The following is a 25,244-nucleotide window of genomic DNA, read 5'->3' as shown; positions in this document are numbered from 1 at the left end:
GGACTGCCGGGTTGCCTCGGCATGGGCTGTGGACGTGAGCGTCGCCTCCTGGCCGGCGCGGGTGCCGGCGCCTGGGGTCTTCGTCGTCTCCGGGGTCACGCTCTATGCCGGGGCGGCCGTGGCCGTCGGGCTGTTCCCGCGGATCGGGGCGCCTGCCGTCGGGTGGTGGCGGATCGTGCTGGCCGCCGTCGTGCTCGTGGCCTGGCGGCGGCCGTGGCGACGGCGGTGGACGCGTCGTGAGCTGACGCTCGCGGCGGCGTTCGGCGTCGCGCTCGCCGTCATGAACGTCGTGTTCTACATCGGCATCGACCACCTGCCGCTGGGCGTCGCCGTCGCGATCGAGTTCAGCGGGCCCGTCGCCGTCGCGGCCGTGACGGGCCGCGGGTGGCGCGAGCGCGGCGCCATCGTGGTCGCCGCCGCGGGTGTCGCGCTGCTCGCCGGCGTCACGCTCGAGTCGCTCGGCGACGACGCCGTCGTCGGGCTCCTCGCCATCGCGGCCGCGGCGGCCTGCTGGGCCGGGTACATCGTGCTCGGCAAGCGCGTCGCGGGCGCCGGTGCGGGCATCGACTCGCTCGCGGTCGGGATGGTGGCGGGTGCGCTGGTGCTGGCGCCCTTCTTCGGGCACACCGCGGCCACTGTCGTGCCGGATCTGGGGCTGCTCGCGTTCCTGCTGGTCGTGGCGCTGTGCTCGTCCGTGGTGCCGTACGTGCTCGACCAGGTGGTGCTGCGTCGCGTCGGCACCGCGACCTTCGCCGTGCTCACCGCGCTGCTCCCGGCCACGGCCGTCGTCGTCGGCGCCGTGGTGCTCGCGCAGGTGCCGACGTGGCCCGAGACGGCGGGGCTCGCGCTCGTCTCCGGCGCGATCGTGATGACCGCGCGGGCGCGCCGATGACCCGCGCTTTGGCTCCGGGCCGCGGGCCGGGTAGCCTAGCCGTCGCGGTGGCTGTGGCCCCGGCTGATGCCCACCGCGAGGAGACGTCGCATAGTCAGGTCTAGTGCGCCACCCTGCTAAGGTGGTAACGGGGCAACCCGTTCGAGGGTTCAAATCCCTCCGTCTCCGCCAGGAAGGTCCCGGTGTCCGCGAGCCCGGGGCCTTTTCTGTTGCCCCGTGCCTGTTGCCCCTGTGTCTGTTGCCCCGTGCCTGTTGCCCGCGTGGCGTCGCCGGTCACCTGTTGGCCACGTCACGCGGCGCCGGTTTGGGGAACGGTCCGGAGTCGTTGTAGTGTTCTCGACGGCCGGTCAACCGGCCAAGCGCCCGTAGCTCAACGGATAGAGCATCTGACTACGGATCAGAAGGTTGGGGGTTCGAATCCCTCCGGGCGCACAGAGCGAAACCCCAGGTCAGGACACATTCTGACCTGGGGTTTCGTCGTGCCTGCGCCTCGCACTCGCCTCTCAGGCCTCCATGGTTCCCGTATCGGCTTCGGGAGCGGTGCGACGGACAGCGTGCTGACGGCCGCGAGCCGAACCGCCCCGCCGGGAGGCCTCCCGCTCGTCCCTTGCCTGGGCTCACACCGCGCACCCGTAAAAGGTGATGGCGCCGTAGGGTGCCCGGTCGACTGTCACGATGACCGAGTCGATGTCCTTGCCGTCGGCGTCACGCACGACAACATGGACATCCTGCGGGGTCTTGTCGACAACCCATCCAGAATGCAGCGCGTTGTCGATGGAGAGGCTGTATTGAGGACTGTCCCCACTCAGCCCGTGATCCTCGAGAAGATACTGATCAGAGGAAGTGCGAAGGACGACGTGGTACGCGGTACTCAGCGGCTGCATCGTGCGCAGTACATTCCAGGTGATCATGATGTTGTAGGACGGAACGCTACCGACGGTGCACGTTGCTGTTCCTGTTCTCGGCGGCTCGACCGGCGGCGTGGGTGGGTCCGTCGGTTCGGCGGGACCGGCGTGCTTGATGGTGACGCTCGGCATCGAGAGCGTAGCCTGCTGTGACCACAGCGCACCGCTGACTCCGGTGCTCGCGATGATGGTGGGGATCGCGAGCGCGGCGACGGTTGCGGCGGCCAGGGTGACGTGCTTTCTCCTCATCGTGCGCGTCCCTCAGATGCAGTACTCGGGCTCAGGGGCGGGGCGTCGCCACCCGATCGCGTAGTAGACGGCGGCCAGCGCAAGAACGGTCGCAGTTCCGATGGCGACCCACCGCAGGTGGTGGCCGGTCTGGGCGGTGTTGATGAGATACCCAACTTTGGGGACGTGATACATGACGACGCCCTTCATCGCCCGTGCGGGCAAGGGTGGGTCGTCGGTGTTGTTGGCGTCACCGCGCGTCGTGAAGGAACAGTTCTCGTACTTCTGGTCGGAGTAGCCGTCGGGTTCGATGCCACTGCTGTGAATCGCCACCACTCGGTGCGTCACCAGGTCGCCGTGCTCCGCGTGCGGCATGAACGTGACGATGTCCCCGACCTGGACGGTCCCGTCGCAGACCTGGTGCGGTTTGATGCCCTTGACGGCGACGACGTCGCCCGGGTTGACCGTCGGACGCATCGACCCCGTCAGGATCGTCAGCCCGGACCCGGCATGGGCCTGGGGGATGACGAAGACCAGGACCGCGACCGCGACCACGGCCACCATGACCGCCCAGGACAACAGGGAGGCGGCGCGTCTCACTGCTCGCGCCCACAACGGCTTGCGGGCGCCGGCGTACCTGACGGGTGGGGGTGCGATGGTCCGGAGCGAGGGAGACATGACGGATGGTCCTTCGGGGGTGTCGGCGCGCGGGCAGTCGGTCCTCTCGTGACCTTCGGGACCTGCGATGCCAGCGGCCAGAGAGCTGTGATCAGCTGTCGTCGCCTGAAGGGGCGACGCCGGCTGGGCGTACCTGAGTGACCGTCACGGTGTAGTTGCCGAGGTTGACCACGGAGAATCCTTTGCCGACCTCTTGGTCGTAGTCGACGGCTGTGTCTGGATACTCGACGACGATGGCCATTCTGTTGGCACCCGCAGTCGGGATGATCGAACTGACTACGAGCGGCGGATCCGCTGATTCTCCAGACTCGCTCACTGAGTAAGCGACAGTCACCTCGGCGCGCAAGTTCTGTCCATCGAGCACGGTGAGGTGGGCGGCGACCGTGAACACGCCGGTGATCCTGTCGCCAGGGACCATGTGGAAAGCCTCGAGGTCGATCGGATACCCGCTGAAATCGGTGCCTTCGATGTTGCTGACCCAGTTGCCATTCCAGGTGTTGGCCCACCCGAGATTCTCAAGTCCCGTCAACTCGGCGGATAGAGAGTCATCCACGAACTCCGTTCCATCATGCTCTACGGACGAGTCGTACCACGTGATCTGGCTTGCCTCGATGCTCCATTCCCAACTTCCGGCGGTGATCGAGATGTCGTCCTCGATGTCGCGACTACCTGTCTCGGACCACAGTGCATAGGTCGATCCGCCGCCGATGAGGACCGCGGCTGCCGCACTTGCGCACAGGAGCGCGCGGACGCGCTGAGGGTTTCTGCTCTTGGTGCTCATCTCTGCTCCTTGGGTTCGGGCGGCTCTGAGGCGTTCCTGGAACGCTGGCTCGTCTTGTGGGAACGCAGCCCATGAAAGACGAACACTCGCGGCAGCGATGGTGCAAGGGTGGCTCGGAGCGACCCGTTGGTGCGGCGTCGGAGCATCCTCTGCATCCCTTGAAAATGGTGCCGCCGCCTCAGCGCGAGTTGTCACCGGCTCGGACATCCGTGCAGAGGTACGAGGTGCTATCTGGTCCGGCTCATTGTCGCCAGCAGCCGACGTGACTGCGGCAGCACGCGCCTGCCGGCCGTGCACCCGAGGGATCCTGGTATGACGAACCCCACATGACTCTTGCCCGTGACGCAGCGCGAGGAGCGTGGGTGCCGGGTGGCAAGGTGGCGAGCACCGCCAGCGGTTGCGCGAACCGGTCTCAGCGAGTCCACCGGCAACCCTCTGGGAGTGGGCCGTGCGTGGCTCACGCCGCCGCGCGCACCTGCACCGCCGCCCGCCCTCGCAGCGCCTGTTCGGCCGTCAGTAGGACCACGAGCATCCCTGCCGTGAGCCCGACGGCCGCCGCGGGCGGTGCCGCCGCGAGCGCGGGCACGAGGCCCAGCGCGACCACGGCCCCGACGGTCCGTGGCATCGTCCACGAGCCCGACACCCGCAGCCAGAACAGCACCGTCCCGGCCAGGTAGAGCGCCGTGCCGCCGCCCAGCGCCGCGCCGGCGAACCAGCCCAGCGGCTCGGACGCGGGCACGTGCACCATCGCCTCCTCGATGCCGACGGCGACGAGCACGATGCCGGCGACGAGCAGCAGGTGCAGGTAGGTGTAGGCGTCGACGGCGAGCGCGGCCCGTTCGGCGTCGTCGTGCCGGGAGACCTCGTGCTCGGCCCGGGCGGCGAGATGGTGGAAGTAGCTCCACCACAGCGCGACGGCGAGCCCGACGGAGAGCAGGGCGACGCCGAGCACCGGCCACGCGATGGGCTCCCGGGCGGCCAGCGCCCCGGCCGCGATGACGGACTCGCCGAGCGCGAGGATGATCACCAGGCCGTACCGCTCGGCGAAGTGCGTGGCGGACTTGAGCCGCCAGCTGCGCCCGGCGCGCGACGTCACGTAGACGAGCAGCAGGTCGACGACGACGGCCGCGACCCACAGCCCGAGCTGCCACGCCCCGCCGACGAGCGCCCCGGCCACGAGCAGCGCGGCCGACGGCGTGAGGCTGACGCCGATGCTGACCAGCACCTGGCGCCGCAGGCCGCGGTCGGGGCCGGCCGCCACGAGGTAGACGACGCCGTGCAGCGTGCGCACCAGCAGGTAGCCGACGACGAAGACGAGCGGCCCGTCGAGCCCGCCGGGCAGGTCGTGCCACGCCTCGGGGATCGCCAGCGCGACGACGAACATGATCGCCGTCGCGCCCACGACCCCGATCCGCACGACGCCGTCGCTGGCCCGCGCCTGGTTGCCGAGCCACGAGTACGACGTCCACGCCCACCACACGAGGGCGAGCGTCACCAGCCCGCGCACCACGCCTGCGGCGTCGGCGTCGTGCGTCATGATCTCGCTGACCTGGCGGAACGCGAAGACGAACACCAGGTCGAAGAACAGCTCGAGCGTGGTGACGCGGTCGCCGTCGCGCGAGGTCACCGCGCCGAGCAGCCGGCCCGCCCGGCCCTGCGTCGGCGTCATGACGACGACGGTACGTCGGGGCCGTGCGGGCGGCACGGCGTCGTCAGGCCAGGTACTCCCGGACCAGGCGCGCCGCGAGCCCGGTGTACGACGCCGGGGTCAGCTCCTGGAGGCGCGCGGCGACGTCGTCGGGCAGGCCGAGCGTGCCGACGAACTCGCGCATGCGGGCGGCGTCGACGCGCTGGCCGCGCGTGAGGTCCTTGAGGCGCTCGTACGGGTTCTCCATGCCGGGCACGCCCGCGACCGAGGCGGCGCGCATGGCGGACTGGATGGGCTCGCCGAGCACCTCCCAGTTCTGGTCGAGGTCGTCGGCCATGAGCGCGGCGTTGGCGTGCAGGGCCTTGAGGCCGCGCTGGACGTTGTCGATCGCGAGGAGCGAGTGGCCGAACGCGGGGCCGATGTTGCGCTGCGTCGTGGAGTCGGTGAGGTCGCGCTGGAGGCGGCTCGTGACGAGGGTGGCGCCGAGCGTGTCGAGCAGCGAGGACGAGATCTCGAGGTTGGCCTCGGCGTTCTCGAAGCGGATCGGGTTGACCTTGTGCGGCATCGTGCTCGACCCGGTCGCACCGGCGACGGGGATCTGCGTGAAGAAGCCCATCGAGATGTACGTCCACACGTCGGTCGCGAGGTTGTGCAGGATGCGGTTGTAGCGGGCGACGTCGGCGTAGGCCTCGGCCTGCCAGTCGTGCGACTCGATCTGCGTGGTGAGCGGGTTCCAGGTCAGGCCCAGGCCCTCGACGAAGCGCTTGCTGACGCCGGGCCAGTCGGCGCCCGGGACGGCGACGACGTGGGCGCCGTAGGTGCCCGTGGCGCCGTTGAGCTTGCCGAGGAACTCGGCGGCGGAGACCCGGCGGAGCTGGCGACGGAGGCGGTGGGTGAGCACCGCGAGCTCCTTGCCCAGCGTGGTGGGCGTGGCCGGCTGGCCGTGCGTGCGGCTGAGCATCGGCACGTCGGCAAGCTCGCGGGCCATGTCGGCGACCTGGTCGGCCAGCGCGGTGGCGGCGGGCAGCCAGACGTCGCGGATCGCGCCCTGGACCATGAGCGCGTAACTCAGGTTGTTGATGTCCTCGCTGGTGCAGGCGAAGTGGACCAGCTCGGAGGCCGCGGGAAGGGTCGTGCCCGGGATGGCCTGGGGCGCCGCCGCGATGCGGCGCTTGATGAAGTACTCGACCGCCTTGACGTCGTGCACCGTCTCGCGCTCGATGGCGGCGAGCTCCGAGATCTCGTCCGCGCCGAACGTCGCGGGGATCTGGCGGAGGTAGGCGACCTCGTCCGCGCTGAGCGTCGGGGCGCCGGGCACGACGGCGTCGTTGCACAGCGTGATCAGCCACTCGACCTCGACGTGGATGCGCGCGCGGTTGAGCGCGGCCTCGCTGAGATGGTCGACCAGCGGGGCGACCGCTCCGCGGTACCGCCCGTCGAGCGGGCCCAGCGCGATGGGCGGGGTGACGTCGGCGAGGGACACGCGAGCGGGGGAGGTGGAGGTCACGAGCCGCATTCTCCCACGGCGGCTGCGGCCGCTCCGAGGCGGTCGGCACGGCGGACGGCGTCGCGGGGGCGTCGTCCCCAGGCGTCCCGGTCGCGTGGTCGTCCACAGGCTGTGCGGCGTGGACGACGCCGCTCCCGACCAGCCACCTAGCGTCCTGCGGGTCGGTGCGGGAGTCGAGAGGGGGCGGGTCGGTGGCGACTGGTGGATGGAGCAGCGGGCCGGGCGCGGCGGCGGAGCTCGGGGTGGCGCACGACGCCGTCGGCGACGCGCTCGACGCGCTGCGGCGAGCCGGCGTGCTGGCGTGGGACTCGCGCGCCGGGGACGCGTTCCGCGCCCGGCTCGAGGAGGTGGTCGTGAGCGTGCACCGCGACGACGGCACCGGGGCCGCGCTGCGGCGTGCGGCATGGGCGCTGGAGCCCGGACGATGACGGATCCCGCCGACACCGTCGTGGTGCTGGGCGGGCGGTCGTTGTCCCGCGTCGACGCCAAGGACGTCCGGGCGGCAGCCGGGCAGGTGAGTCGCGCCGCCGACCGGATGCGGGCCGCGTCGTTCCAGGTCACGACGGCCGCGCAGCGCCTCGAAGGGGCCGCGTGGGGGACGGGCGTCGCCCTGGGCCAGGTCGGCGTCTCCCTGCCCGCGGCGGACAGCGGTGCGTCCGGTGCCGGTAGGGCGGGTGCCGGTGGGGCTGGTGCGGGCGCCCGGGCGCTCGCGTCCGACGCGCGAGAGCTTGCACGACGGCTCGGCGCCCGCGCCGACGACTGCGCGTGGATGTCCGGCCGCCTGCTGCGCGCCGCAGGGCTGTACGAGGAGAGCGAGTCGCTCGTCGAGCGCGGTGTCGAGGAGGTCGGCGCGCTGCTCGTGCGCCAGGCGACGGTCGCGCTCGCCGACCTCGTGCGCCGCTGGCTGCCGCAGACCGACGTGCGCGTGCAGGAGGTGTGGCCTGAGCTGGGCGGCTCCTGGGGCACGACGCCGACGGGAACGGTCGGCGAGGCGCTCGCCAGGCTCACGAGGCTCTCCGACACCGACGACGAGGGCCTCCCGCCAGGCACGCTCGCCGTCGAACGCGTGGAGCACGCGGACGGCTCCGTGAGCTGGGTCGTCCTGATCCCCGGGACGAAGGCGCTCCTGTCCGCGTCACACCCGTTCGACGGGTCGACGGACGTCAGGATCATCGCCGAGCACACCGCCGAGACCACGGTGGCCGTCGAGGCCGCGCTGGCCGCGGCGGGCGCCCGGCCGGACGAGGCGGTCGTGCTCGTCGGGCACAGCCTCGGCGGGATCACCGCGGCAGCGCTCGCCGAGTCGCCGGCGTTCCGCCGGAACCACCGGGTCGCGGGCGTCGTCACGGCGGGCTCGCCGATCGCGGGCTTCCGGACGCCGGACGGCGTCCCCGTGCTCCACCTCGAGCACTCCGACGACATCGTGCCGCAGCTGGACGGCCGGCTCGCCGACGGCAACCCGCGCGGCGAGCACCGCGTCACCGTCGTGCGGCGCGTGGACGCGTCCTCGGACCCCCGGGACCGTGCGCTCGCGGACGGTGCCCCCTTCGCCACGCACAGCCCTCGACGGCTACCGGCGCACGCTGGACGCGGGGCTCGCGAGCGACAACGTGCAGCTGCGCGCCGTCGTCGACGAGATCGAACCGTTCCTGACCGGGACGACGGCGAGCACGCAGTTCTACGCGGCGACGCGCGTGGCGACCGGGCCGCCACCGGCCCTGCGAGGACCCCGGCTGCCGGTGATCGCCCCGGGGCCGGCGCTCGGGACCGAGTCGCTCGTCCCGAGCGTGCCGAGCCTCCCGGAGGTCCGAGGCCTCGGCGACGCCGGCACCCTCGGGACCGTGGCGCCGCTCAGCGGCGCCGCGCCTTCTTCGGCGCGAGGCGGCTCAGGATGACCTGGAAGACGGCGATGATCAGCGCGGCGAGCACGTACCACCAGAAGCCGCCGTCGACGTCGAGGCCCCAGGGCTGGTCGCCGAACCAGCCCTGGTCGGTGATCCACGTGACGATCCCGAGGAGCGCCGCGTTGACCACCAGCGAGAACAGCCCCAGCGTCAGCAGGTACAGCGGGATGGACAGCACCTTGATGATCGGCTTGATCACGGCGTGGACGAGGTTGAAGATCAGCGCCACGACGAGCACCGCGACGAGCGTGCCGCCCTTCGTGCCGTCGTCGACGATGTCGACGTTGTTCGGGATGACGAGGCTCGTCAGCCACAGGGCGAGGGCCGTCACCAGGACGCGCACGACGAAGTACATACCTGCATCGTGGCATGCTGAGCGCCGTGGAGACAGGCCCCGACCGCACTTCTGACACCCCCGCGCACGTCCCGCTGCGCCCGGCCGTCGAGGCACTGCCTCCGTACGTCCCCGGGGCACGCCCGACGTCCGGCGAGCAGCTGTGGAAGCTCTCGTCGAACGAGAACCCCTACGCTCCGCTGCCCTCGGTGGTCGAGGCCATCGCGAGGGCCGCGGCGGAGACGAACCGCTACCCCGACATGTACGCCACCGAGCTCGTCGAGGCGCTCGCGGCCTTCGTGGGCGTCGACCCGGAGCAGGTCGTCGTGGGCAACGGGTCCGTCGCGGTGCTCGCGCACCTGCTGAACGCCGTCGTCGACGCCGGCGACGAGGTGGTGTTCCCGTGGCGGTCGTTCGAGGCGTACCCCATCGCGGTGTCCGTGGCGGGCGGCCGCTCGGTCACGGTGCCGCTCGGTGCTGACGGGCGGCTCGACCTGCCGGCCATGGCGGCCGCGGTCACCGACCGCACGCGCGTGATCCTCGTGTGCACCCCGAACAACCCGACGGGCCCCGTGGTGCACGCCGACGAGCTCGACGAGCTCCTCGCCGCGGTGCCGCAGGACGTCATGGTCGTGATCGACGAGGCGTACCTGGAGTTCGTGCGCGACGCCGCGGTGCCTGACGCCGTCGCGCTGCTCGCCCGTCACGACAACGTGGTGCTGCTGCGCACGCTGTCCAAGGCGTACGGCCTGGCCGGGCTGCGCGTCGGGTACGCCATCGCCGCGCCGCGCCTGGCGGCCGGGATCCGGGCCGTGTCGACGCCCTTCGGCGTCTCGCACGTGGCTCAGCAGGCCGCGCTCGCCTCGCTCGAGCCCACCGCGCAGGCCGAGCTCATGGAGCGCGTGGACGCGCTCGTCGCCGAGCGCGCGCGGGTCCAGGCCGCGCTGCGCGAGCAGGGCTGGGACCTGCCCGACTCGCAGGCCAACTTCGTCTGGTTCCCGCTGGGGGAGCGGACCATGGAGTGCGCCGCGCAGGCGCGCCGCGCCGGGGTGCTGGTCCGCCCGTTCGCGGGCGACGGGCTGCGCGTGAGCATCGGCGAGGTCGAGGCGAACGACGCGTTCCTCGAGGTCGCCGCCACCTGGCTCTGAGCCTGTCGCGAGGCCCCGCGCCGCATCGGTGCGGGGCCTCCGTCGTTGTGGGATCCCTCCAACCAGCAGCCCCGGATTGTGGGGTTCCCTGGGGCATCGCTGTCGGGCTTCGCTAACCTACGCTTGCGTAGGCTACGAAACCGTAGGTTCGGCAGAAGGAGACCGCGTGAGCGACCAGGCAACCGGCGAGCAGGGGCTTGTCCAGCTGCTCGACCCCGCCGGCGTGCGAGTGGAGACAGATCAGAACGCGGCCTACCGCGAGCGGGTCGCCCACCTCCAGCCCGACCACCTGCGAGCCATGTACCGCGACATGATGCTCACCCGCCGCTTCGACGACGAGTCCACGGCTCTCCAGCGCCAGGGCGAGCTCGCGCTCTTCGCGCAGGCCCGCGGCCAGGAGGCGGCCCAGGTCGGCTCCGCGTACGCGCTGGCCCCGCAGGACTACGTCTTCCCCTCCTACCGCGAGCACGGCGTGCTGCACGTCCGCGGCGTCGACCCGGTCGACCGCCTGCGCCTCTTCCGCGGCGAGGACCACGGCGGCTGGGACCCGGCCGACCACAACGCGCACCTCTACGCACTGGTGCTCGGTTCGCAGGTGCTGCACGCCACCGGGTACGCGATGGGCGTCCAGCGCGACGGCCTGGTCGGCACCGGCGACCCCACGCGCGACACCGCCGTCGTCGCCTACTTCGGTGACGGGACCACGTCGCAGGGCGACGTCCACGAGGCCATGGTGTTCGCCGCGGTCAACGACGCGCCCGTCGTGTTCTTCCTGCAGAACAACCAGTGGGCCATCTCCGAGCCGACGACGCGGCAGGCCAAGGTGCCGCTCGCGCACCGCGGCCTCGGCTACGGCATCCCCAGCGTGCGCGTCGACGGCAACGACGTCCTCGCCTGCTACGCCGTCACGCTCGAGGCGCTCGAGCGCGCGCACTCCGGCGGCGGCCCCACCCTCGTCGAGGCGTTCACCTACCGCATGGGCGCGCACACGACGTCGGACGACCCGACGCGCTACCGCGACCGCGAGGAGGAGGAGCGCTGGCGCCGCCGCGACCCGCTTGACCGCCTCGAGGCGCACCTCAAGGCGACCGGGGCGTGGGACCAGGCCTGGTGGGACGGCGTCGAGGCCGACGCCGAGGCCCTCGCCGAGCGCATCCGCGTCGAGACGCGCGAGCTCGGCGCCCCGCCCACGTCGGCGATGTTCGAGCACGTCTACGCCACCCCCCACGCGACCGTCGCCGACGAGGCCGCGTGGCAGGCCGAGTACGAGACCGAGACGGAGGCAGCGCGATGACCGCGACCGCAGTACGCACCAGCACCCCGGCCGTGACCGGCAGGCAGACGATCACGTTCGCCAAGGCCATCACCCTCGGCCTGCGCTCCGTGCTCGCCGACGACCCCAAGACGCTCGTCATGGGCGAGGACGTCGGCAGGCTCGGCGGCGTGTTCCGCGTGACCGACGGCCTCCAGGCCGAGTTCGGCGAGGACCGCGTCGTCGACTCCCCGCTCGCCGAGTCGGGCATCGTCGGCTCGGCCATCGGCCTCGCGCTGCGCGGCTACCGGCCGGTCTGCGAGATCCAGTTCGACGGGTTCGTGTTCCCGGCGTTCGACCAGATCACCACGCAGCTCTCGAAGATGCACTACCGCTCGCGCGGTCGCGTCACCGTGCCCGTCGTCATCCGCATCCCGTTCGGCGGCGGCATCGGCGCCGTCGAGCACCACTCCGAGAGCCCCGAGGTGCTGTTCGCGCACACCGCCGGCCTGCGCGTGGTCTCGCCGTCGACGCTGCAGGACGCGTACGACATGATCCGCGCCGCGGTCGCGTCCCCCGACCCCGTCATCTTCTTCGAGCCCAAGGGCCGCTACTGGTCCAAGGGCGAGGTCGACCTCGACGCACCGCCCGCGCCCGGGATCCTCGACACCGCGCGCGTCGCCCGCACCGGCGACGACGTGACGCTCGTCGCGTACGGCCCGAGCGTGCAGACGGCGCTCCAGGCCGCGGACGCGCTCGCCGCCGAGGGCACGTCGGCCGAGGTCGTCGACCTGCGCGCGATCTCCCCGCTCGACATCCCCGCCGTCGTCGCCTCGGTGCGCAAGACCGGCCGCTGCGTCGTCGTGCACGAGGCCCCGACCGTCCACGGCATCGGCGCCGAGGTCGCGTCCCGTGTGACGGAGGAGGCGTTCCACCACCTGGAGGCGCCCGTCATCCGCGTCGGTGGCTTCCACGCCCCGTACCCGGTCGCCAAGCTCGAGCACCACTACCTGCCCTCCGTGGACCGCGTCCTCGACGCCGTCGACCGCTCGCTGGCGTACTGAAAGGACGAGCACTCGTGTCCATCCAGAGGTTCCCCCTGCCCGACGTCGGTGAGGGCCTGACCGAGGCCGAGATCGTCGAGTGGAAGGTCGCCGTCGGCGACGTCGTGGCCGTCAACCAGGTCCTCGTCGAGATCGAGACCGCCAAGTCCCTCGTCGAGCTGCCCTCCCCGTGGGCCGGGACCGTGACGGCGCTGCTCGCGGGCGAGGGCGACACGGTCGACGTCGGGACGCCGATCATCGAGGTGTCGTCGGAGGCGTTCGCGCCCGCGGAGCCGGCGGCCCCGGCGGCCCCGGCGGCTCCCGGGACGCCGTCCGCGCAGCCCGCGGCCGACCCCGGGGGCTCCGGGTCGGTGCTCGTCGGGTACGGCACGGCCGAACCGGGGGCGGCGGGCCGGCGTCGTCGCCGCGGGGCTGGGGTCGCTGCACCGGCCGGCGCGCCGGTCGCCCCAGCCGCCGGTCCGGCGGCTTCGGCCGCCGCTGCCGCGGCCGCGCGCGCGCTCGCTCCGGTGGCGCGCCCGCAGGCGCCCGCCCGCCCGGCCGCGCCCGCACCTGTCGCCGCCCCCGCCGCGACGTCCCCCCGCCCGCCCGCACCCTCCGTCGTCGGGCCGACGACGCCGGCGGCCGTCGACGAGCAGCACGTCGGGCCGGACCGGGGGACCATCTCGGTGCCCGCCGTCAACGGCAACGGCGCCGCCGCGCACGGCCGCGTGCTTGCCAAGCCGCCGGTGCGCAAGCTCGCCAAGGAGCTTGGCGTCGACCTCGCCACGGTGACCCCCACGGGCCCGGGCGGCATCGTCACGCGCGAGGACGTGGTCGCCCACACGGAGGCGGCCAGGCCGCAGGTCCTGGCCACGTACCCGGACGACGACCGGCCGTGGCTCGCCTCGGGCTCCGTCTCGTCGGACGGCCGCCGCACGCGCGTGCCCGTGAAGTCGGTGCGCAAGCGCACGGCCGAGGCGATGGTCGCGAGCGCGTTCACCGCGCCGCACGTCACCGTCTTCCACACGGTCGACGTCACCAGGACGATGAAGCTCGTCGCGAACCTCAAGGAGGACCGCGACTTCGCGGGCGTGCGCGTCACGCCGCTCCTCATCGCTGCCAAGGCGGTGCTCCTGGCCGTGCACCGGCACCCGGAGATCAACGCGAGCTGGGACGACGCCGCGCAGGAGATCGTCTACAAGCACTACGTGAACCTCGGGATCGCCGCCGCGACCCCGCGAGGCCTCGTGGTCCCGAACATCAAGGACGCCCACCGTCTCGACCTGCTCCACCTCGCCCGTGCGATCGCCGACCTCACGGCCACCGCGCGCGCCGGCCGCACCACCCCCGCGGACATGTCCGACGGCACCTTCACGATCACCAACGTGGGCGTCTTCGGCATCGACACCGGCACGCCGATCCTCAACCCGGGCGAGGCGGGGATCCTCGCCTTCGGCGCCATCCGGCAGACGCCGTGGGTGCACCACGGCAAGATCAAGCCGCGCTGGGTGACCAACCTGTCGCTGAGCTTCGACCACCGCCTGGTGGACGGCGAGCTCGGCGCCCGGTTCCTCTCGGACGTCGCCCGGGTCCTGGAGGACCCGGCCCGCGGCCTCGTCTGGGGCTGACCCCTCCCTTTCGATGTAGTACCCCGTTGCGTTCTGGCCGCGTTCGCGCAACGAGGTACTACATCGAAACGGCGGATGGCGGAGCGACGGCGTCCGGAGCGGCTCCGCGGCGCGCCTACCCTGGGCAGGTGACCGCGCGTTCCCTCCCCGACGTCGCCACGCCCGACGACGTCGCCCTCACGACAGCCGCCGCCCGGCCCTGGTGGCAGGTGGCCGCGGCCCCGGCGGCCGTCGTCGTGGCGCTGGCCGCCGCGCTGGCCGCCGGCACGTACACGCGGGCGTTCGCGCCGGGCGCGTTCGCGGACCCTGGCGTCCTCGTGCGGTGGGGGCTGCCGCTCGCCCAGACGCTCGGCAACCTCGCCGCGGCGCTCACGCTCGGGGCGCTCGTCACCGCGGCCGCGTTCGTCGGGCCCGGGCGCGCGCAGCGCACCGCGCTCACCACGGCCGGGGCCGCCGCCGGGGCGTGGGCGCTCGCGGGGGTGCTCGGCCTCGTCCTCCAGTACGCCGACGTGGTCGGCACGCGCATCGACGACCCCGGGTTCGGCGCCGGGCTGGGGCAGTACCTCACCGAGATCGAGCTGGGCCGCACCTCGCTCGTCATCGTGGGGCTGGCCGCCGTGACGTCGGTGGTCGCGCTGGTGGTGCGCGGCGCCGTCGGGGCGATCTGGGCGTGCGTGCTGCCGCTCGCGGCCCTGGCGTACCAGTCGTCGACGGGCCACGCGGCGAGCGCCGGCGGGCACGCGCTCGCGATCGGAGCGATGTACCTGCACCTCGTGGGCGCGGCCCTGTGGGTGGGCGGGCTCGGCGCGATCGCCGTGCTCGTGCTCGCCGCGCGCCGCGCGCCGACGGCGGAGCGCGACCTGTGGACGGTCGCCGTGCCGCGGTTCTCGGTCGTCGCCTCGTGGTGCCTCGTCGCCGTCGGGTTCTCGGGCGTCGTGAGCGCGTGGGTGCGGCTCGGGTCGCCGTCGGACCTCGTCGGGACGCGGTACGGCTGGCTGCTGGTCGTCAAGGCGGTGCTGCTCGCCGGGCTCGGGGCCCTGGGGCTGGCGCACCGCCGCCGGGTGGTGCGCGGCCTCGTCGACCGGGCGCACGCGCGGGCCGGCCTCGTCGACGGGGCGCGCACGCGCGCCGGACGGGTCCCGGCAGGCGAGCCGGCTCCCGCCGGAAGGCTCGCCACGTCGTCGTCCGCCGTGCGCGCCTTCGTCCGCCTCGCGGCCGGCGAGCTGCTCGTCATGGGCGCCGTCATGGGCGTGGCCGTCGGGCTTGCGGCCTCCGCGCCGCCGACGCCCGACACGCCCCTCGACACGAGCCCCGCCTTCCAGCTCACCGGCTCGCCGCTGCCGCCCGAGCTCGCCGGGGCCCGCTGGATCACCGAGTGGCGGCTCGACCCGCTCTTCGCGTTCGCGTGCGCGGCCGGCGTCGTCGTCTACCTGATGTGGGTGCGGCGCCTCGCCCGGCGCGGCGACCGGTGGCCCGTGGGGCGGACGGTCTCGTGGTGCCTCGGCGTCGGCGTCGTCGGCTGGGTGACCAACGGCGGGCCGGCGGTCTACGGCGAGGTGCTGTTCTCCGCGCACATGGTGGCGCACATGGTGCTGGCGCTGCTGGTGCCGATGCTGCTGGCGCTCGGGGCGCCGGTCACGCTGCTGCTGCGGGCCGTGCCGGGCCGCCGCGACGGGTCGCGGGGGCCGCGCGAGTGGGTGCTCGGGTTCGTGCACTCGCGGTGGGGGCGCGTGGTCGCGAACCCGGTCGTCGCGGCCGTCGTGTTCGTCGCGGGGATGCTGATCTTCTACTACACCCCGCTGTTCGACTGGTCGCTGCGCAGCCACGTGGGGCACGTGTGGATGGTCGTGCACTTCACGCTCGCGGGGTACCTGTTCGCGAACGCGCTCGTGGGCGTCGACCCCGGGCCGAGCCGGCCCAGCTACCCGATGCGGCTGGTGCTGCTGTTCGCCACGATGGCGTTCCACGCGTTCTTCGGCGTGGCCCTCATGAGCCAGACGACGCTGCTGGCCGCCGACTGGTTCGGCAACATGGGCCGCCCGTGGGGTTTCACGGCGATCCAGGACCAGCAGCGCGGCGGCGACATCGCCTGGGGCATCGGCGAGCTGCCCACCCTGGTGCTGGCGATCGCCGTCGCGGTGATGTGGACGCGGTCGGACGAGCGCGAGGCCCGCCGCCGTGACCGCAAGGCGGAACGTGACGGCGACGTCGAGCTCCAGGAGTACAACGCGATGCTGGCGGCGATGGCCCACAGGGACGAAGCGGACCGATAGGGACGTCGTGGGCGGCGGGCCCGGCCGAGATGCGAACGGAAGCGCAGGACCGGTGCGAATAGTCTTGTAGATGGCGTGCTAACAGTCGCTTAGAATGTGTGCGAACGGTAGCGTAGCCTCCGTGACCTATGTCCGGCGGATCATCGACGACACCCTTGACGACCTCCAGCCGCACCTCCGCGCCCTGGCGATCTTCGGACCCAAGTCCGTCGGGAAGACGGCGACCGCACTCCAGCGAGCCAGCTCGGTCTTCGACCTGTCGGAGACCAGCCAGCGCCAGATCGTCGCCGCCGACCCGAGCGTGCTCGTCGCCGCGCGCGGACCGGTGCTGGTCGACGAGTGGCAGCGCCTCCCGGAGGTCTGGGATGCCGTCAAGCGCGCGGTCGACGCCGGATCCCCGCCAGGTCACTTCCTGATCGCGGGAAGCTCGGCTCCGCGCGGCGCGGTGATCCACTCCGGAGCAGGGCGCATCGTGCCTCTGCGCATGCGCCCTCTCTCCGTGGCCGAGCGCGGGATCGAGAGTCCCACGGTGTCGCTGAAGGCGATGCTCGACGGCGAGCGCGAGCTCCAGGGCCGGACGAGGCTCACGCTCACGGACTACGTCGAGGAGATCACCGCGTCAGGCCTCCCCGCACTGCGGGGCCTCCCCGTGCGGGCGCGGAACGCGGAGCTCGACGCCTACGTCGAGAACGTGGTGCAGCGAGAGTTCCCCGAGCAGGGCTACCCCGTGCGACGCCCGGCGACGCTGCGTGGCTGGCTTGCCGCGTATGCGGCCGCCACCGCCACGACGACGAGCTACAGCAAGATCCTGGACGCGGCGACGCCGGGTGCTCCCGACAAGCCCGCGAAGTCGACGACGATCAGCTATCGCGACGCTCTCACCTCGCTCTGGCTCCTGGACCCGGTCCCGGCATGGACTCCAGCACGCAACCACCTCGACAGACTCGGTCAGGCGCCGAAGCACATGCTCGCCGACCCGGCGCTCGCCGTCAGGCTGCTCGGCCTTGACGCGTCTGGACTGCTGCGGGGTGAGCAGGGCAACCGTCAGCTCGTGGAGGGTTCGATGCTCGGCAGGCTCTTCGAGACGCTGACGGCGGTCAGCCTCGCGACCTACGCCGAAGCCTGTGACGCGCGACTGGGCCATCTGCGCACCCAGAACGGGAACCGCGAGGTGGACCTCGTCGTCGTCCGACCGGACGGCCGTGTCCTGGCCGTGGAGGTCAAGCTCGCGTCGTCTGTCGAGGACGCTGACGTCACCCACCTCCACTGGCTCAAGGAGCGCATCGGCGACGACCTGGTCGACGCCGTCGTCGTGACGGCGGGACCGGACGCCTACCGTCGACGGGACGGCATCGGCGTGGTGCCGCTGGCTCTCCTGGGCCCCTGACCGACGTGGCTCACGCCTCCGTGATCACCAGGTCCACGAGCGTCTCGAGCGTGCGCGGGTCCGGGGTGTCCCGGCCCACGACGTAGGCGTCGCGCGCGGCGGCCTCGTAGGTGCCGAGCAGCAGGTCGACGGCGACGTCGGCGGCGACGGCGAAGCGCAGCCCGACGCGCGCGAGCAGGCGCGTGAGCGCCTCCGCGAGCTCCGTGCGCATGGTGCGCTGCTGGTCGCGCCAGGCGGCGGCGACGGCGGGGTCGCGCATGGCGAGCAGCTCGAACTCGACGCCCACGAGGTGCCACCGCGCGCCGGGCGCCTTGCCCTCGGTGACCAGCGCGAGGACGGTGCGGATCGCGCTACGGTCCACGTGCCGGTCGTGCACGACGTCGGCGCCCACGCTCGCGACGGCCGCCTCGAGCGCCACGACCTGCTCGCGGAACTGCCGGTCGGTGAGCGCGAGGAACAGGTGCTCCTTGCTCTCGAAGTTCGAGTAGAACGCGCCCCGGGTGAACCCGGCGGCCTCGGCGATCGCCTCGACGGACGCGGCCCCGAACCCGACGCGCGCGAAGACCTGGACGGCCGCGTCGAGCAGCCGTTCGCGCGTGCGCTCGCGCCGGGCGGAGACGGGCGGGTTGATCATCCGGCCAGCGTATCCAATACAGTCCTGTATCGGATACAGTCGTGTATCAATCCGCGCCGTCGCACCCCAGGAGACGTATGTCCTCCGTCCTGTACCAGCTCGGTCGCTGGGCGCTGCGCGCCCGCCGCCTCGTCGTGCTCCTGTGGGTGGTGGTGCTCGCCGTCGTCGGTGGCGGAGCGGGCCTGCTCATGCAGGGCCTCGACAACGAGGTGAGCATCCCCGGCACCGAGGCGAACGCGGCGCTCGAGCGCCTCGCAGCGACGTTCCCCCAGGTCAGCGGCGTCTCCGCGCAGGTGGTCGTGGTCGCTCCTGACGGCGGCACCGTCGCCGACGACGACGTGCGAACCCCCGTCGAGGCCGCTGTCACCGCGCTCGGCGGCGTCGACCAGGTGGCCGCCGTGACGTCCCCGTACGACGAGCAGCTCGCCGCCGCGACCAACGACGCCGGCACCGCGACCATCCTCCAGGTGCAGCTCGACGGCGACCTCGGCTCCATCACCGACGCCACCAAGGCGGCCCTCACCGACCAGGTGGACGTCCTCCGGGCGGCGCTGCCCGACGGCGCCCGCGCCGAGCTGGGCGGCCAGCTCTTCGCCACCGAGTTCCCCGCGATCTCGGTGACCGAGGGCCTCGGCCTCGTCGTCGCGCTCGTGGTGCTCGTGCTGACGCTCGGCTCGTTCGTCGCCGCGGGCCTGCCGCTCGTCAACGCCCTCGTCGGCGTCGGCGTGAGCATGGGCCTGCTGTTCGCCGCGACGTCGGTGGCCACGATCGGCTCGACGACGCCCATGCTCGCCGTGATGCTCGGGCTGGCCGTCGGCATCGACTACGCCCTGTTCGTCGTGTCCCGGCACCGCGACCAGCTGCGCGACGGGCTCGACGTCGAGGAGTCGGTCGCGCGTGCCAACGCGACCGCGGGCTCCGCCGTCGTGTTCGCCGGGCTCACCGTGATGATCGCGCTCGTCGGCCTCGGCGTCGCCGGGATCCCGTTCCTCACCGTCATGGGCGTGGCCGCGGCCGTAGGCGTCGGCATCGCGGTGCTCGTGTCGCTCACGCTGCTGCCCGCGCTGCTCGGGTTCGCGGGGGAGCGGCTGCGGCCCAAGGCGGGCCGGAAGGCGGCGCGCAAGGCGGCTCGCACCGCTCCGCGCCGGTTCCAGCCCGCATCGGCGGGGCCAGCGACGGCGGCGCCCGCCGGGGACGGCCAGGGCGACGGCAGCCCGACCGGGGCCGCGCGCGAGCGCGGCGTCTTCGCCGCCTGGGTGCGCGGTGTGACGCGCTGGCCCGCCGTCACCGTCGTCGTGGTCGTCGTCGCGCTCGGTGCGCTGACCTGGCCCGCCACCGGGCTGCGGCTCGCGCTGCCCGACGCCGGCGTGCTGCCGCGCGACTCCGACGCCCGCATCACCTACGACCTCATCTCCGACCAGTTCGGCGAGGGGTTCAACGGCCCGCTCATCGTCACGGCCCCGATCGTCACGAGCACCGACCCGGTCGGGCTCATGAACGCGCTCGCCGACGAGATCCGCGCCCTGCCCGGCGTCGCCGACGTCCCGCTCGCCACCCCTAACCAGTCCGCCGACACGGGCATCGTCCAGGTGATCCCCGAGGGCGGCCCGACGTCGGTGGCCACCGAGGACCTGGTGCACGAGATCCGCGCGCTGCGCCCGCACCTCCAGGAGAAGTACGGCGTCGAGATCGCCGTCACCGGGTTCACCGCCGTCGGCATCGACGTGTCCGCCAAGCTCGGCGAGGCGCTGCTGCCGTTCGGCATCGTCGTCGTCGGGCTGTGCCTCGTGCTGCTGACGATGGTGTTCCGCTCCGTCTGGGTGCCCGTCAAGGCGTCGCTCGGCTACCTGCTCAGCGTCGGTGCTGCGTTCGGCGTCGTGACGCTCGTGTTCCAGCACGGGGTCCTGGCCGACGCCCTCAACGTCACCCGCACCGGCCCGGTCATCAGCTTCATGCCCATCGTCCTCATGGGCGTGCTGTTCGGCCTGGCCATGGACTACGAGGTGTTCCTCGTGTCCCGCATGCGCGAGGACTACGTGCACGGCTCCGGGCCGGGCCGCGCGCGGCGGGCCGTCCACAGCGGGTTCCGCGGCTCGGCCCCCGTGGTCACCGCGGCCGCCGTCATCATGTTCGCCGTCTTCGCCGCGTTCGTGCCCGAGGGCGACATGAACCTCAAGCCCATCGCGCTGGGCCTCGCCGTCGGCGTCGCCGTCGACGCGTTCGTGGTGCGCATGGTGCTCGTGCCCGCGGTCATGGCGCTGCTCGGCGAGCACGCCTGGTACATCCCGCGGTGGCTCGACCGCCTGCTGCCGCACTTCGACGTCGAGGGCGAGGGCATCACCAAGGAGCTCGCGCTCGCCGACTGGCCCGAGCCCGGTGCCACCGACGTCGTCGTCGCGCACGAGCTCGTGGTCGACGGGCCGCGCGGGCCCGTGGCCGGCCCCGTCACGGTGCGCGTGCCCGACGGCGGGGCGCTCGTCGTGCGCGGCGACACCGGGGCGGCGGTGGACGCCGTCCTGCTGTCCCTCGCCGGGCGCCTGCGGGCCGACGGCTCCGGCGGGGCGGTCAAGGTGGCCGGGTTCGTGCTGCCCGAGCGGGCCGGTGCCGTGCGCCGCCGCGTCGCCCTCGTCGACGCCGCCACGCCCCGGCCGTCCGCCGCGGACGCCGTGCGCGCCGCCGCCCGCGCCGGCGTGCGCGGGCCCGTGCGCGCCGTCGTCGTGCTGCACGGCGAGGCGCTCGCGGAGCGCGACCGGCGCGACGACCTGGCCGCCGCGCTGGCGGCCGCGCAGGCCGCCGGGGTCGCGGTGCTCGTGGGCACCACGGGCGCCGACGCCACGGACCTGCTGCCCGGGGCCCCGGTCGCCGACCTGCCGGGTCGCGCGGTCGCCGAGCCACCCCGGACCCCGATCCCCGTCCCCGTCGACACGGTCCCCGACACCGACGACACGGAGGTGTCGCTGTGAACGCCCTGACCCGCCTCGGTTCCCGCGCCGGTACCCGGCGCGGCATCGCGCGGCTCGTCGCCGTCGCGCTCCTGCCGCTGCTCGTGCTCGGCCTGCTGCTCACCGCCCTGTGGAACCCCGCCGAGCGGCTCGACACCGTGCGCGCCGCCATCGTGAACCTCGACGAGCCCGTGACCGTCCAGGGGCAGCTCGTGCCGCTCGGGCGGCAGCTCGCCGCGGGCCTCGTCTCGGGCGCGGCGCCCTCCACCGAGCAGAAGGTCGCGGCCGCGCCGGCCACCGACCTCGGCTACGAGTGGCAGATCACCAACGCCGCCACGGCCCGCGCCGGGCTGGCCGACGGGACGTTCGCGGCCGTCGTCACCATCCCGCAGGACTTCTCGGCCGCCGCGACGTCGTTCGGCGGCGACGCCGCTGCCGCGCGCCAGGCCACGATCGACGTCGCCACGCCGCCCGGCGGCCGCGTCGCCGACGCGCTCATCGCGCGCTACGTGGCCTCGACGGCCACGTCCGTCATGGGCTCCTCCCTCACGCAGACGTACGTGGACAACGTGCTGGTCGGGTTCGGCACGCTGTCCGAGCAGCTCGGCCAGGCCGCCGACGGCGCGTCGCAGCTCGCCGCGGGGGCGACGTCCGCCTCCGACGGCGCCGCCCAGCTCGCCGAGGGCGCCCAGCAGCTCGCCGACGGCGCGACGTCGGCCGCCTCCGGCGCGGACCGGCTCGCGGAGGGCGCGGGGCAGGCGGCCTCGGGTGCCGGCGGCCTCGTCTCCGGCGCGCGACAGCTCGCGACCGGGGCCGGGCAGGTCGCCGACGGCGCCGGCCAGGTGGCCGACGGGATCGGCCGGTCCCGCACCGGGGCGGACCAGCTCGCCGCTGGCGCCGGGACGCTCGCCGCGCAGCTCGGCACCGCCGCGGGCGGTGCGTCCGAGGCGGCCACCCAGATCGGCGGCGCGGTCGGCGCGCTGCGCGCGAGCACGTCGGCGACGAACGCCGCGCTGGCCGCGTTCCTCGCCGAGAAGGGGTGCGACGTCACCGCGCCCGGCGCGGGCTGCGCCCCCTACGCCGACCTGCTGACCGCGATGGGGACGACGCCCGTCGCGCTCGACGGGCTCGCGGCCGCGGTCGGCACGGCGGGCGACCCCGCGACCGCGCCGACCCTTCACGCGCTGGCCGGCGGCCTGACCGCGGCCTCCGCCGGGGCGGGCCAGCTCCAGTCGGGCATCGCCGGGCTGTCCACCGGCCTGGGGCAGCTGGCCACGGGCGCCGGGCAGGTCAGCACTGGCGCGGACGACCTCGCGGACGGCGCCCAGCAGCTCGCCTCCGGCGCGACCACGCTCCGGGGCGGCCTCGACCAGGTCGCGGGCGGCACCCGGGACCTCGCGGGCGGCATCGGCGACCTCGCCTCCGGCGCCGGCGGCGTCGCCACGGGTGCGGGCGGTCTCGCGGACGGCGCCCAGCAGCTCGCCGACGGGGCCGGGACGCTCTCCGACGGGCTCGGCCAGGCGGTCGACCAGGTGCCGACCTACTCCGACGGCGACCGGGCCACGCTCTCCTCCGTCGTCGCGACCCCCGTGCGGGCACCCGGCGACGACTCCCTCGACACCGGGTCGACCGGACCGCTCTTCGCCGTCGTCGCCCTGTGGCTCGGCGCGCTCGGCCTGACGACCGTGCGGCGGCCCTCACGGGAGCGCCTGCTCGGGTCGACGCGGGGCGCGCTGGGGCTCGCCCTCGCGGACCTGGGCGTCCCGGTGGCGGTGGGCGCGGTCACGGGCGCCGCCGTCGGCGCGATCCTCGCCGGTGTGGAGCACCTGTCGACGGGCGGCTGGTTCGGCGCCGTCGGCGTCGGCGCGCTCGTCTCGGTCGTGTTCGTCGCGCTGCACCAGGGCTTCACGCTGCTCGCGGGCGACTACGCGCGCGGGGCCTCGCTGCTCGTCGCGGTGCTGGTCATCGCCACGGGCGTCGTGGCCACGGTGCCCGCCTGGCTCGACGGCGTCGCGGACTTCCTGGCCGTGGGCGCGGCCCGCAAGGCCCTCGTGGGCCTCGTGGTCCCGGCCGCGGGGGGCACGGCGGCGGCCGTCGTGAGCCTCGTGGTGTGGGGTCTGGCCGGCGCCGCGCTCGCGGTGCTCCTGACGGCGCGCGCCCGCACGGTGCGCGTGACGAGGCTGCTCGCCGCGGCGTGAGGGCCGGTGTGGCGGGCAGCCGTCGCGACGGCCGCTCAGGCGGTGAGCGGGGCGCGCTCCTGCGGCACCGCCCGGCGCCACCGCGCGACCAGGTCGGCGTCCGACCGGCGCCGCTGGGGCTCGTTCGCCGTGTGCGCCACCTGCCGGTGCTGCGCGAGCACGCGCACGTCGTGGTCGAGCGCCCAGTGGATCGCGGCGCGCACCTCGTCGCGCGTCACGGCACGGCCGGTCACCGTCTCCATCGTCCCGTCCTCGCCCTCGGCCTCGCGGAGCGCCGCACCGTGCTCCGCGCCGTTGCGGGGTACGCCGTCCTGCCGTGAGGACGGCGCAGCACCCCGTTCATGACGCGAGAAGTCGAAGGACAGGCGCCGGCCGGGCGCGAGGGGTGCGGGCATCACGCGGGGAGGGAGCCCCCGGCGCCCGGTTCGTGACACGCAGCCCGCGTCTCAGGCCAGCGAGGCGCGGTGCCGTGCGACGAGGTGCCGGTCGGCCGCGGTCTGGGCCTCCCACGAGGCCCGGGTCAGCAGCGCGAAGCGGTGGGCGAGCAGGGCCTGGTGGTCGTGGTCGAGCGCCCAGAGCCGCGCAGCGGCGATCTCGTCCCCGGTGGGGATCGTCTCGGACGGTCGCGGCGGTGCGAAAGTCATGCTGGTGGTCCTCGTGCTGATCCGGCGACACCCCCTGTGCCGCCGTCGGCTGTTGCGGCAGGGTACGCAGGTCCGCGGTTTCCGCGACCGGGCGTGGCGCATCCTGCGCCCCGGCGCGCCCATGACGCCGCGTGCCGCGGGCTGCGCCAGGATCGGGCGCATGAGTGGCCAGGAGCTGACCGAGGTACGCCAGATCAAGGCCGAGCTGGGCGCGTTCGCGCGCGAGCTCGCGGAGCGCTACGGCGCCGTCACGGCGTCGGCCGTCGCCGGGGAGGGTCCGTCCGACGGCGGCCTGACGCCGTCGGACGCGGTCCGGTCGCCCACGCTGTCGCTGGGCCTCGCCCCGTCCGACGACGGCGGGTACGCGCTCGCCGTCCGGTACCGGCTGGGGCTGCCCGCCGCCCGGGCCGTGGTCAAGCGCGTCGCCGCCGAGGCCGGGGCCCACGCCGACGTGCGCCGCACGGGCCGCATCCGCTCGCTCGCCACGGTGCGGCAGCGCCCGCCGGTGGCCGGCGCGCAGGCCCTCGTCCGCCGCGAGCGCCCGCTGCGCCCCGGGGTGTCGGTCGCGCACGTCGCGGTGACGGCGGGGACGCTGGGCGCGTTCGTCACCGGGGCCGACGACGCCGGCACGGAGCGGTTCGTGCTGTCCAACTGGCACGTGCTCGTCGGGTCCCCGGACGCCGCGGCCGGCGACGTCGTCGTGCAGCCGGGGCCGGCGGACGGTGGCCGTGCGCCGCGCGACCGGATCGGCACGCTGGCGCGCTGGGCGCCGATGGCGGCGGGTGAGCACCACCTGGTCGACTGCGCGCTGGCGCTGCTCGACGACGAGATCGAGGTGGACCCGGCCTACCCGGTGGGCCGCGTGACGACGACGGCGCAGGTGCTGGGCGGGGAGTCGGTGGCAAAGCTGGGCCGCACGACGGCGCTGACCCAGGGCCGGGTGAGCGCGATCGAGCTGGACGACGTGCTCGTGGGCTACGGCGACGACCTCGGCGTGCTGGGCTTCGACGGGCAGATCGAGGTCGAGTCGACGGGCGACGGCCCGTTCTCCCGCGGCGGGGACTCGGGCTCGCTCGTGTACCGCGAGGACGGCGTGGCGGTGGGCCTGCTGTTCGCCGGCTCGGAGACGGGCGGCCCGGACGGCACGGGGCTCACCTACGTCAACCCGATCGACACGGTGCTGTCGTCGCTCGCGGTGACGCTCCTCTGAGCGTCAGG

At 73.9% G+C, this 25,244-nt stretch carries 21 protein-coding genes and 2 tRNA genes; 14 read left to right on the top strand and 9 right to left on the bottom strand.

Going from position 1 to position 25,244, the window contains the following annotated elements; translation table 11 throughout:
- Nucleotides 1-61: 61 nt before the first annotated feature.
- From ET471_RS04475 to ET471_RS04465, 3 genes are all read left to right on the top strand, one after another.
- Nucleotides 62-892: an EamA family transporter gene (locus ET471_RS04475; protein ID WP_129190705.1), complete on the top strand. Its 831-nt coding sequence runs from the start codon at nt 62-64 to the stop codon at nt 890-892.
- Nucleotides 893-971: 79 nt separating this feature from the next.
- Nucleotides 972-1,063, top strand: a tRNA-Ser gene (locus tag ET471_RS04470).
- 188 nt (nt 1,064-1,251) lie between these two features.
- A tRNA-Arg gene (locus ET471_RS04465) sits at nt 1,252-1,324 on the top strand.
- Between the two features lie 185 nt (nt 1,325-1,509).
- Here the strand turns inward: ET471_RS04465 and ET471_RS04460 are convergent.
- From ET471_RS04460 to purB, 5 genes are all read right to left on the bottom strand, one after another.
- Nucleotides 1,510-2,046 (bottom strand): hypothetical protein, encoded by a 537-nt coding sequence (locus tag ET471_RS04460; protein ID WP_129186787.1) that lies wholly within the window; start codon nt 2,044-2,046, stop codon nt 1,510-1,512.
- A gap of 12 nt (nt 2,047-2,058) precedes the next feature.
- The gene (locus ET471_RS04455) at nt 2,059-2,703 is read right to left on the bottom strand and encodes a signal peptidase I (RefSeq protein ID WP_129186786.1); all 645 of its coding nucleotides are present in this window, start codon (nt 2,701-2,703) and stop codon (nt 2,059-2,061) included.
- A gap of 91 nt (nt 2,704-2,794) precedes the next feature.
- The gene (locus ET471_RS04450; RefSeq protein ID WP_129186785.1) at nt 2,795-3,484 is read right to left on the bottom strand and encodes a hypothetical protein; all 690 of its coding nucleotides are present in this window, start codon (nt 3,482-3,484) and stop codon (nt 2,795-2,797) included.
- 457 nt (nt 3,485-3,941) lie between these two features.
- Nucleotides 3,942-5,153, bottom strand: coding sequence for a low temperature requirement protein A (locus ET471_RS04445; RefSeq protein WP_129186784.1), 1,212 nt, complete (start codon nt 5,151-5,153; stop codon nt 3,942-3,944).
- Nucleotides 5,154-5,196: 43 nt separating this feature from the next.
- Nucleotides 5,197-6,639 (bottom strand): adenylosuccinate lyase, encoded by a 1,443-nt coding sequence (gene purB, locus ET471_RS04440; RefSeq protein ID WP_425356569.1) that lies wholly within the window; start codon nt 6,637-6,639, stop codon nt 5,197-5,199.
- A 191-nt stretch (nt 6,640-6,830) separates the two neighbouring features.
- Here purB and ET471_RS04435 point away from each other — a divergent pair, with 191 nt between their 5' ends.
- A complete protein-coding gene (locus ET471_RS04435) occupies nt 6,831-7,067 on the top strand; it encodes a hypothetical protein (RefSeq protein ID WP_129186782.1) in 237 nt (78 codons plus the stop codon).
- 1,110 nt (nt 7,068-8,177) lie between these two features.
- The gene (locus ET471_RS04430) at nt 8,178-8,534 is read left to right on the top strand and encodes a hypothetical protein (RefSeq protein ID WP_129186781.1); all 357 of its coding nucleotides are present in this window, start codon (nt 8,178-8,180) and stop codon (nt 8,532-8,534) included.
- On the opposite strand, the gene ET471_RS04425 is transcribed toward ET471_RS04430, so the two are convergent.
- Complete coding sequence (locus ET471_RS04425) at nt 8,491-8,898, bottom strand: phage holin family protein (protein ID WP_129186780.1); 408 nt, start codon at nt 8,896-8,898, stop codon at nt 8,491-8,493. The two genes, ET471_RS04430 and ET471_RS04425, sit on opposite strands and share 44 nt — an antisense overlap.
- Nucleotides 8,899-8,912: 14 nt before the next feature.
- Here ET471_RS04425 and hisC point away from each other — a divergent pair, with 14 nt between their 5' ends.
- The 6 genes from hisC to ET471_RS04395 all read left to right on the top strand — a co-directional run bounded on the left by hisC (nt 8,913) and on the right by ET471_RS04395 (nt 17,608).
- On the top strand, nt 8,913-10,025 hold the full coding sequence (hisC, locus tag ET471_RS04420) for a histidinol-phosphate transaminase (protein WP_129186779.1): 1,113 nt from the start codon (nt 8,913-8,915) through the stop codon (nt 10,023-10,025).
- A gap of 166 nt (nt 10,026-10,191) precedes the next feature.
- Nucleotides 10,192-11,319: a pyruvate dehydrogenase (acetyl-transferring) E1 component subunit alpha gene (gene pdhA / locus ET471_RS04415; RefSeq protein WP_129186778.1), complete on the top strand. Its 1,128-nt coding sequence runs from the start codon at nt 10,192-10,194 to the stop codon at nt 11,317-11,319.
- Nucleotides 11,316-12,341 carry an alpha-ketoacid dehydrogenase subunit beta gene (locus tag ET471_RS04410; protein WP_207207327.1) on the top strand — a complete coding sequence of 342 codons (1,026 nt, stop codon included), beginning with the start codon at nt 11,316-11,318 and terminating at the stop codon, nt 12,339-12,341. Before pdhA ends, ET471_RS04410 begins: the two co-directional genes overlap by 4 nt.
- Before the next feature lie 14 nt (nt 12,342-12,355).
- Nucleotides 12,356-13,948 (top strand): dihydrolipoamide acetyltransferase family protein, encoded by a 1,593-nt coding sequence (locus tag ET471_RS04405; protein WP_129186777.1) that lies wholly within the window; start codon nt 12,356-12,358, stop codon nt 13,946-13,948.
- A 128-nt stretch (nt 13,949-14,076) separates the two neighbouring features.
- A complete protein-coding gene (locus tag ET471_RS04400; protein WP_165350400.1) occupies nt 14,077-16,221 on the top strand; it encodes a bifunctional copper resistance protein CopD/cytochrome c oxidase assembly protein in 2,145 nt (714 codons plus the stop codon).
- Between the two features lie 121 nt (nt 16,222-16,342).
- Entirely contained in the window at nt 16,343-17,608 is a 1,266-nt protein-coding gene (locus ET471_RS04395; protein WP_207207326.1) for an ATP-binding protein, read from the top strand.
- 10 nt (nt 17,609-17,618) lie between these two features.
- Here the strand turns inward: ET471_RS04395 and ET471_RS04390 are convergent, their stop codons facing one another.
- A complete protein-coding gene (locus ET471_RS04390) occupies nt 17,619-18,242 on the bottom strand; it encodes a TetR/AcrR family transcriptional regulator (RefSeq protein WP_129186775.1) in 624 nt (207 codons plus the stop codon).
- 77 nt (nt 18,243-18,319) lie between these two features.
- Between ET471_RS04390 and ET471_RS04385 the strand changes: the two genes are divergently transcribed.
- Nucleotides 18,320-21,205 (top strand): MMPL family transporter, encoded by a 2,886-nt coding sequence (locus ET471_RS04385; RefSeq protein ID WP_129186774.1) that lies wholly within the window; start codon nt 18,320-18,322, stop codon nt 21,203-21,205.
- Entirely contained in the window at nt 21,202-23,382 is a 2,181-nt protein-coding gene (locus ET471_RS04380) for a YhgE/Pip domain-containing protein (protein ID WP_129186773.1), read from the top strand. Before ET471_RS04385 ends, ET471_RS04380 begins: the two co-directional genes overlap by 4 nt.
- A gap of 35 nt (nt 23,383-23,417) precedes the next feature.
- On the opposite strand, the gene ET471_RS04375 is transcribed toward ET471_RS04380, so the two are convergent.
- Both ET471_RS04375 and ET471_RS04370 read right to left on the bottom strand, forming a co-directional pair.
- Complete coding sequence (locus ET471_RS04375; RefSeq protein ID WP_129186772.1) at nt 23,418-23,780, bottom strand: hypothetical protein; 363 nt, start codon at nt 23,778-23,780, stop codon at nt 23,418-23,420.
- A gap of 48 nt (nt 23,781-23,828) precedes the next feature.
- Nucleotides 23,829-24,026, bottom strand: a complete 198-nt coding sequence (locus ET471_RS04370) for a hypothetical protein (RefSeq protein WP_129186771.1) — start codon at nt 24,024-24,026, stop codon at nt 23,829-23,831.
- Between the two features lie 160 nt (nt 24,027-24,186).
- Between ET471_RS04370 and ET471_RS04365 the strand changes: the two genes are divergently transcribed.
- On the top strand, nt 24,187-25,236 hold the full coding sequence (locus ET471_RS04365; protein ID WP_242496419.1) for a S1 family peptidase: 1,050 nt from the start codon (nt 24,187-24,189) through the stop codon (nt 25,234-25,236).
- Nucleotides 25,237-25,244 lie beyond the last annotated feature (8 nt).

The organism is Xylanimonas protaetiae (genome assembly GCF_004135385.1).
In the GTDB taxonomy this organism is placed as follows: Bacteria; Actinomycetota; Actinomycetes; order Actinomycetales; family Cellulomonadaceae; genus Xylanimonas; species Xylanimonas protaetiae.
This window is presented reverse-complemented; position numbering and strand designations above follow the sequence as displayed.

Bases quoted from the DNA above. Each gene is read 5' to 3' on its own strand.
- ET471_RS04390 (WP_129186775.1), bottom strand. From the start codon at position 18,242: ATGATCAACCCGCCCGTCTCCGCCCGGCGCGAGCGCACGCGCGAACGG.
- ET471_RS04410 (WP_207207327.1), top strand. From the start codon at position 11,316: ATGACCGCGACCGCAGTACGCACCAGCACCCCGGCCGTGACCGGCAGG.
- ET471_RS04460 (WP_129186787.1), bottom strand. From the start codon at position 2,046: ATGAGGAGAAAGCACGTCACCCTGGCCGCCGCAACCGTCGCCGCGCTC.
- ET471_RS04445 (WP_129186784.1), bottom strand. From the start codon at position 5,153: ATGACGCCGACGCAGGGCCGGGCGGGCCGGCTGCTCGGCGCGGTGACC.
- ET471_RS04370 (WP_129186771.1), bottom strand. From the start codon at position 24,026: ATGACTTTCGCACCGCCGCGACCGTCCGAGACGATCCCCACCGGGGAC.
- ET471_RS04425 (WP_129186780.1), bottom strand. From the start codon at position 8,898: ATGTACTTCGTCGTGCGCGTCCTGGTGACGGCCCTCGCCCTGTGGCTG.
- ET471_RS04450 (WP_129186785.1), bottom strand. From the start codon at position 3,484: ATGAGCACCAAGAGCAGAAACCCTCAGCGCGTCCGCGCGCTCCTGTGC.
- hisC (WP_129186779.1), top strand. From the start codon at position 8,913: ATGCTGAGCGCCGTGGAGACAGGCCCCGACCGCACTTCTGACACCCCC.
- ET471_RS04385 (WP_129186774.1), top strand. From the start codon at position 18,320: ATGTCCTCCGTCCTGTACCAGCTCGGTCGCTGGGCGCTGCGCGCCCGC.
- ET471_RS04455 (WP_129186786.1), bottom strand. From the start codon at position 2,703: ATGTCTCCCTCGCTCCGGACCATCGCACCCCCACCCGTCAGGTACGCC.
- ET471_RS04365 (WP_242496419.1), top strand. From the start codon at position 24,187: ATGAGTGGCCAGGAGCTGACCGAGGTACGCCAGATCAAGGCCGAGCTG.